At 66.8% G+C, this 7,379-nt stretch carries 5 protein-coding genes (1 of these 5 cut by a window edge); all 5 read right to left on the bottom strand.

Features of this window, described 5'->3' with window-relative positions:
- Positions 1–1,894: the 5' portion of an efflux RND transporter permease subunit gene (locus BOQ54_RS03045; RefSeq protein WP_071923225.1), read on the bottom strand. The gene continues 1,181 nt to the left of window position 1, outside the view; 1,894 of the gene's 3,075 nt are visible here — the first part of the coding sequence; its start codon is at positions 1,892–1,894; its stop codon lies off the left edge, out of view.
- 10 nt (positions 1,895–1,904) lie between these two features.
- Positions 1,905–3,017, bottom strand: a complete 1,113-nt coding sequence (locus BOQ54_RS03040; protein WP_055459667.1) for an efflux RND transporter periplasmic adaptor subunit — start codon at positions 3,015–3,017, stop codon at positions 1,905–1,907.
- 222 nt (positions 3,018–3,239) lie between these two features.
- Positions 3,240–4,034: an SDR family NAD(P)-dependent oxidoreductase gene (locus BOQ54_RS03035; RefSeq protein WP_055459898.1), complete on the bottom strand. Its 795-nt coding sequence runs from the start codon at positions 4,032–4,034 to the stop codon at positions 3,240–3,242.
- A 107-nt stretch (positions 4,035–4,141) separates the two neighbouring features.
- On the bottom strand, positions 4,142–4,609 hold the full coding sequence (locus BOQ54_RS03030; RefSeq protein ID WP_055459668.1) for a universal stress protein: 468 nt from the start codon (positions 4,607–4,609) through the stop codon (positions 4,142–4,144).
- A 14-nt stretch (positions 4,610–4,623) separates the two neighbouring features.
- Positions 4,624–7,278, bottom strand: a complete 2,655-nt coding sequence (locus BOQ54_RS03025; RefSeq protein ID WP_071923224.1) for a TRAP transporter permease — start codon at positions 7,276–7,278, stop codon at positions 4,624–4,626.
- Between the last annotated feature and the right edge of the window lie 101 nt (positions 7,279–7,379).

Below are 7,379 nucleotides of genomic sequence, written 5' to 3'. Positions count from 1 at the left end.
GCTTCGGCTGCAGGTCGGCGACGATGTCCTGCTGCTTGACGCTGCGGTCGTCCCAGTCGACCAGCCGGCCGAAGGCCATGAAGTCGGTCACCTCGGGAAAGCCGACGATACTGAGCGTCGAGCGGATGCCGGGATATTGCGACACCAGCGCCTCGACCTCCTGCGCATAGCGCGTCGTATAGGCGAGGGTCGCGCCCTCGGGGCCGCTGCCGCGCAGCATCACCGTGCCCCGGTCCTCGACCGGCGACAGCTCCGACCGCAGCTGGGTGAAATAGAAGGCGCTCATGCCGGCGACGCCGACGGCCAGCAGCACCACGAGCCAGCGCAGCTTCAGCGAGGCGACGAGCGCGCGGCGATAGCCATGCTCCAGGGCCGACAGGAAGCGCTCGAGCGCCGAGAAGACGAAGCCGGGGTTCGGATTGTGCTTCAGCAGGCGCGAGCACATCATCGGCGTCAGCGTCAGGGCGACGAAGCCCGAGACGAGCACCGCGCCGGCGAGCGTCAAGGCGAATTCGAGGAACAGCCGCCCGGTGCGGCCCGGCGAGAAGGCGACCGGCGCATAGACCGCGGCGAGGGTCAGCGTCATCGCCACCACGGCGAAGGCGATCTCGCGCGAGCCCTTGATGGCGGCCGCGACGGGCGTCATGCCCTCCTCGATGTGCCGGTAGATGTTCTCCAGCACGACGATGGCGTCGTCCACCACGAGGCCGATGGCGAGCACCATGGCGAGCAGGGTCAGCGTGTTCACGCTGAAGCCCATCGCATACATCAGCGTGAAGGTCGCGATGAGCGAGATCGGGATGGTGACGATCGGGATGATGGAGGCGCGCAGCGAGCGCAGGAAGAACAGGATGACCAGCACCACGAGGATGATGGCCTCGCCGATGGTGTGATAGACGGCCTTGATTGAGCGGTCGATGAAGACCGCGTTGTCGTTGGCGACCTCTGCCGTGACACCGGCCGGCAGCGATTCGTTGACCGCTGGCAATACGGCCCGCACCGCATTCGAGACGTCGAGCGGATTGGCCACCGCCTGCTTGACGATGCCGACCGTGATCGTCGGCTTGCCGTTGTAGCGGCCGTCGCGCCTCAGGTCAGCGGCGCCGAGCTCGACGCGCGCCACCTCCCCCAGCTTGACTTGATAACCGTCGGCCAGCTTGACGATGATGTTGCGGAATTGCTCGGCGGTGGTGAGGCCGGTGCGCGACAGCACCGTGAACTCGCGCATCTGGCTCTCGATCCGGCCGGACGGCAACTCGACGTTCTGGCTGCGCAATGCACTTTCGACGTCCTGGACGGTGAGGTTGTAGGCAGCGAGCCGCTCGCGGTCGATCCAGATGCGCATCGCATAGCGGCGCTCGCCAAAGATGGTGACGTCAGCGACGCCATTGAGATTCTTGAACCGGTCGACCACGTAGCGGTTGACATAGTCGGTCAGCTCAAGCGCATCCATCCGCTCGGCCATGAAGGAGATGTAGATGACCGGCTGGGCGTCCGCTTCGACCTTGGCAATGGTCGGCTCGTCGATCTCGTCCGGCAGGCGCCGGCGCACCCGGCTGACGCGGTCGCGCACATCGCTGGCGGCAACATCGACATCGACATCCGAACGGAAGCGCACGGTGATGCGGCTCGATTCGGCCCGGCTCGTCGATTCGAGGACATCGATGCCGGCGATACCAGCGATCGAGCCTTCGAGCACCTGCGTCACCTGGCTCTCGATGATGGTCGCCGAGGCTCCGGGATAGCTCGTCGTCACGGAGACGACCGGCTCGTCCACGTTGGGATATTCGCGCACCGCCAGCCGGTCGTAGGAGACGATACCGACAAGGATGAGGACGAGGCTGAGAACGGTGGCGAAGACCGGACGGCGGATGCAGATCTCCGGCAGGCGCATCTGCCTTCCCTCAGCCCTGCGCGGCGGTCGAGGTCACGACCTCGACGTTGGCGCCGTCGCGCAGCCGCTGCTGGCCGGCAGTGACGACCACCGCCCCCGGCTCGACCCCTTCGGCGATCTCGACGAGGCCGCCGTAGCGGTTGCCGAGCGTCACGCGCGCCTCGACGGCCTTGCCGTCCTCTACGCGGAAGACGAAGGTGTCCTGCCCGCGCGGCACGATGGCCTCCTCCGGCACGGTAACCACCTGCCGCTCCCGGCTACCCTTGATGAGGATGCGCGCGAAAAGCCCGGGCCTCAGGGCCATGTCGCCGTTGGGCACCCGGGCGCGCACGCTGAGTGCCCGCCCGTTAACGTCGACCAGCGGGTCGATGGCCTCGATCACGCCGTTGAAGATGCGTCCGGGGAATGCATCGACGCTCACCTCGACGGCCTGCCCCACGGCGATGTCGCCGAGATGGATCTCCGGAACCTTGAAGTCGACGTTGAGGGCATCGATCTTCTCGAGGTTCACGAGCGGCTGGCCGGTCGTGACATAGGCGCCGACCGAAACCGTGCGGATGCCCAGGATGCCCGGGAATGGGGCGCGGATCGTGAGCTTATCGAAGCGGGCCCGGATGAGCGCGACGGCGGCCCGTGCCATGGCGAGATTGGCCACCGCCTCGTCGTTCGCCCGCTGGGTCGTGTTGCCGGAACGGGCGAGTGTGCTCGTGCGCTCGTAATTGGCGAGGGCGAGGTCGAGCTTGGCCTGTGCGTCGTCCATCTCGGCCTGCGTCAGCGCGCCGTCGAGCTTGAAGAGAACGTCACCCTCCTGGACGGCTTGGCCGTCGCTGAAGGCGATCGAAGAGATGCGGCCCGCAATCTCTGACGCGACCTTCACCGATTCGTCCGAGGCGAGGCTGCCGATGGAGCGAACGTCGGCGGTCGACGTGCCGGCCTTGGCCACCGCGGTCTCGACGGCAAAGGCCGGTGCGCGACGCGAGGTCGTCGCCGGGCCCTGCCCCTGCGCCGAAGCATTCGACTGCAACGCGGTCCACAGATCATTGAACCGGCCCTGATTGAGCAGGTAGGCGCCGCCCCCAGTGGCCGCGAGCAATGCGATGGCGACAACAACCGATTTGCGCATACCGTCCCCTGACTCTCTCGGCCCGCCGCCCATCGCGCACGACGAGCCTGTCTTGGCATGCCCGCGAACGTTCGCGAACGCCCCCGTCCGCCGGCCCGAAAGTGGCCTAGTTCCTCAACCCGAGAATTATACGCTAGCTATGTGGCGACTAGCAGAAAGCGGCAAATTAAATCTTCGTCATCAAACACCCGGCAAGGCACCGCCTCGTCAGTGGGCAAAAGTTCACAGTGCGGACAGGAGATGCCCGCCGTCGACGGGAATCACCGCGCCCGTCATGTAGGCCGAAGCCGACGACAGCAGCAGCAGCAGGACGGCATCGAGATCCTGCATGCGGCCGAAGCGCCTCTGGGGGATGCGTTTCAGGAGCGCCGCCCCAGCCTCGCTCGCCAGGACGTCGCGGTTGAGGTCAGTTTCGACATAACCCGGGGCCAGCGCATTGACGCGGATGCCGTGGCGCGCCCATTCGAGGGCCATCTGTTTCGTGAGTTGGATCAGCCCAGCCTTCGACGTCGCGTAGGAGCCGACCTGTCTGCCCTGGCGCAGGCCCAGGATGGAGACGACGTTGACGATCGCCCCGTCGCCGCCCGCCGCGATCATTGCTCGCGCCACCTCGCAGGCGACATGCCGCGCCCCGGTGAGATTGGTGTCGATGGTCGCCACCCACTCCTCCGATGCCTCGTCGAGCAGCGCCCGCGTACGGGCGATGCCGGCGTTGTTGACGAGTCCGTCGATCGTGCCGAAACGCGCCACCACACGGGCAACGCCGTCACGGACGGAAGCGATGTCCGTCACGTCCATCGCCACCGGCTCGGCCTCGCCGCCGGCCATGCGGATCTCCTCGACCAGGGGCACGAGCAGATCGAACCGTCGGGCCGCGACCGCGACATGGACCCCATGGCCGGCGAGCATGCGCGCGAAATGATGGCCGAGACCGGACGAGGCGCCGGTGACGATCACCACCGCGCCGGCCAGGTCGGCGAAGGGATTGAGAATCCGTGGGCCATTCTCGTCGAGCATCGCGCCATCCATCCGCAACCGGCCCCCTCCAGGCCCCGGCGACCTCATGCGAGCACGCGCGCGCATGGGGCGCAAGGCGGCCGGACGGCGATCCGCCCGCCGGCCGCTCAGCGCTGCGTGCCGGCCTGCCGTGCGGCCTCGGCCGCCGTCTCGCGCACGACGACAACGGTCGCATCGGCATGGCGGACGACACGCGCGGCGTTCGGCCCGAGGAAATAATCGTCGATCTTGGGCCGCGCTGCGCTGATGACGATGAGGTCGATGTCCAGTTCCCGGGCATAGCGCAGGATGACCTCGTAGATGGTGCCGTGATCGACAATGTGCCGGTGGCGCACACCCGCCGGGATGGTCTCCTTCGTATAGGCGTGGAGGGCAGCGTTCGCCTCCTCCATTGCCCGGCGCACGTGATCCTTCGGGAAGAAGCCAGCAACGATGCTCATGCCGAAATCCGGCACCACGGTCAGCACGTGGATCGTGGCACCGAAGGCCTTGGCCATGTCGACGGCGGTCTTCACCGCCTTGGTCTGGCTGTCGAGGTGGGCGACGTCGATGGCGAGCAGGATGTTCTTGTACATGGACTTCCTCCGGCTCAGGCGGTCGCGGGCGCGCCGACGGCCGTGCGCTGCCGGCGGCGCTGCAGGAGAACGACGAGGCCGATCAGCAGGAAGCCGGGAATCGTCATCAGCTGGCGATTCATGCGCTCGCGCTCGCGCTCCAGCTGCACGATGCGCACCGGCTGCTCGCCGTAGAAGTCGAAGTTCTTGAGGCTCTGGGCCGCCTGGCTCGTGGCATCGAACGGCTCCTCCAGCACGACCGCATCCCCCTCGACCTGGTAGAGGAGACCCGTGTTCTGCTCCAGGCGCCCGCGCGGATCCCCTGCCGGCGCTCCGAGCTCGAGCACGATGGTCTTCTGTGCGATCCGCCCGAGGCGGAAGTCGGGCCCCTCCACCGTGAGCCGCAACGTGCCCTCGTCGGGCTCGGAGGCCACCGCCTCCTCGATCCGCGCCGGCGCCAGCGTTTCATAGGGTTCAGATATCTGGTCCAGGAAGAAGCCGGGACGCAGCAGGAAAAAGGCCGCGAGCAGCAAGATCGCCGATTCCCACAGGCGCGAACGCACGAGGAAGAAGTTCTGAGTCGCCGCGGCGAAGACCAGCATGGCGATCGTCGCCTTGAAGAAGATCCAGACCGCACCGGCCCAAGAGACGTCGATGAGCAGGAGGTCAGTGTTGAAGATGAAGATGAACGGCAGCAGCACGGTGCGCAGACTGTAGAAAAAGGCCGTAACGCCGGTTCTGATGGGATCGCCACCGGAGACGGCGGCCGCGGCAAAGGAGGCGAGGCCGACGGGTGGCGTCACATCCGCCATGATGCCGAAATAGAAGACGAACAGATGCACGGCGATGAGCGGCACGAGGAAGCCGTTGGCGGCCCCGAGTTCCACGACCACCGGCGCCATCAGCGAGGAGACGACGATGTAGTTCGCCGTTGTCGGCAGGCCCATGCCGAGGATAAGGCTGATGACGGCCGTGAAGAAGAGGATGAGCAGGAGGTTGCCGCCGGAGATCAGCTCGACGAACTGCGCCATCACCTGGCCGATGCCGGTCAGCGTCACGGTGCCGACGATGATGCCGGCCGTCGCCGTGGCCGCGGCGATGCCGATCATGTTGCGGGCGCCGAGCACGAGCCCTCCGAAGAGATCGTCCGCCCCCTCGCGCAGCGCGGCGCCGACATCTTGGCCGCGCAGGCCGCGGAAGAGCGCCTTGAGCGGCTTCTGCGTGACGAGGATGAGGAGCAGGAGGGCCACGGCCCAGAAGGCAGACAGGCCGGGCGACTTCTGCTCGATCATGAGGAACCAGACGAGGACGACGATCGGCAGGAGGTAGTGCAACCCGGTCTTTAGCACCTCCTTGGCGAGCGGCAGTTCCACCACCCGGGCGTTCGGGTCGTCGAGTTCGAGGTCGGGCGAGCGCGAGGCATACCAGACGAGCCCGACATAGGCGGCGAGCAGCAGCAGGACGAGCAGCGAGGCCGACATGTCGGGCAGCAGCATCTGCACGCCGCGGATGACCCAGTAGATCACGCCGCAGAGGATGACGATCGAGGTCGCGGAGATGCCGGTGACGAGGGCCGACTGCCAGACGGTACGCCGAATGCGCTTGGGCAGCGTCGGCATGTCGTGCTTCACCGCCTCGAGATGCACGAGATAGAGCAGCGCTATGTAGGAGATGATGGCGGGCAGGAAGGCGGCCTTGATCACCTCGAGGTAGGAGATGCCGACATATTCCACCATCAGGAAGGCGGCCGCGCCCATGACGGGCGGCATGATCTGGCCGTTGACCGAACTCGCCACTTCGACCGAGCCGGCCTTCTCGGGTGTGAAGCCGACGCGCTTCATCAGCGGAATAGTGAAGGTGCCGGTCGTCACCACATTGGCGATGGAGGAGCCGGAGATGAGACCGGTCATCGCCGAGGCAAGGACGGCGGCCTTCGCGGGTCCGCCGCGCAGGTGGCCAAGCAGTGCGAAGGCGAGCTTGATGAAGTAGTTGCCGGCCCCCGCGCGGTCGAGCAGCGAGCCGAAAAGCACGAAGAGGAAGACGAAGGACGAGGACACGCCAAGCGCGATGCCAAAGACGCCCTCCGTCGACAGCCACATCTGGTCCATCGCCCTTGGAATCGACGCGCCCTTCCAGCGGATCACGTCCGGCACGAAGACACTCGAGCCGAAGAAGACGTAAAGCAGGAAAACGACCGCCACGACGACGAGGGGCAAGCCGAGCGCGCGGCGCGTCGCCTCGAGGAGGAGGATGAGGCCGACGCCGGCCACGACCAGGTCCTGCATCAACGGATTGCCTGGGCGGGTCGCGAGGGCCCCGTAGAACAGGAAGATGTAGGCCGCGCAGAAGGCGGCGAGGAGCGCCAGCACCCAGTCCTGCACAGGGATGCGATTGCGAGGGCTCGACGGCAGGGCCGGAAAGGCGCAGAAGGCGAGGAAGAGCGCAAAGGCGAGGTGGATCGAGCGCGTCTCGGTATCATTGAGGACGACGCGCAGGCCCGTTGCCGCTTGGGTGACGAAGGGCAAGGGCGACGCGATCCAGATCTGGAACAGCGACCAGGCGAGCGCGACACAGAACAGCAGCCGGCCAGCCATGCCACCGGGATCGCGTGCACCGGTGTCGGAGGACGCCACAAGGTCCTGCAGTTCGTCATCGCTCAGCGGACGGCCCGCTTTCGGCTCCTCAGCCATGCTCATGCTCCCCCCGCAATTGCGCTTGCCGCCTTGTCGGCCCGCCGCCGGGCATTTACCGCGACGGCGAAAAGACGGGCGGCACGCGCGTGCCGCCCGTC

The organism is Chelatococcus daeguensis (assembly GCF_001887265.1).
GTDB lineage: Bacteria > Pseudomonadota > Alphaproteobacteria > Rhizobiales > Beijerinckiaceae > Chelatococcus_A > Chelatococcus_A sambhunathii.
Note: the sequence above shows the minus strand (reverse complement) of the source record. Positions and strands in the feature narration are given on the sequence as shown.

What these genes read in the sequence shown, in the direction of transcription:
- BOQ54_RS03025 (WP_071923224.1), bottom strand. Translation starts at nt 7,278, where the DNA reads ATGGCTGAGGAGCCGAAAGCGGGCCGTCCGCTGAGCGATGACGAACTG.
- BOQ54_RS03035 (WP_055459898.1), bottom strand. Translation starts at nt 4,034, where the DNA reads ATGCTCGACGAGAATGGCCCACGGATTCTCAATCCCTTCGCCGACCTG.
- BOQ54_RS03030 (WP_055459668.1), bottom strand. Translation starts at nt 4,609, where the DNA reads ATGTACAAGAACATCCTGCTCGCCATCGACGTCGCCCACCTCGACAGC.
- BOQ54_RS03040 (WP_055459667.1), bottom strand. Translation starts at nt 3,017, where the DNA reads ATGCGCAAATCGGTTGTTGTCGCCATCGCATTGCTCGCGGCCACTGGG.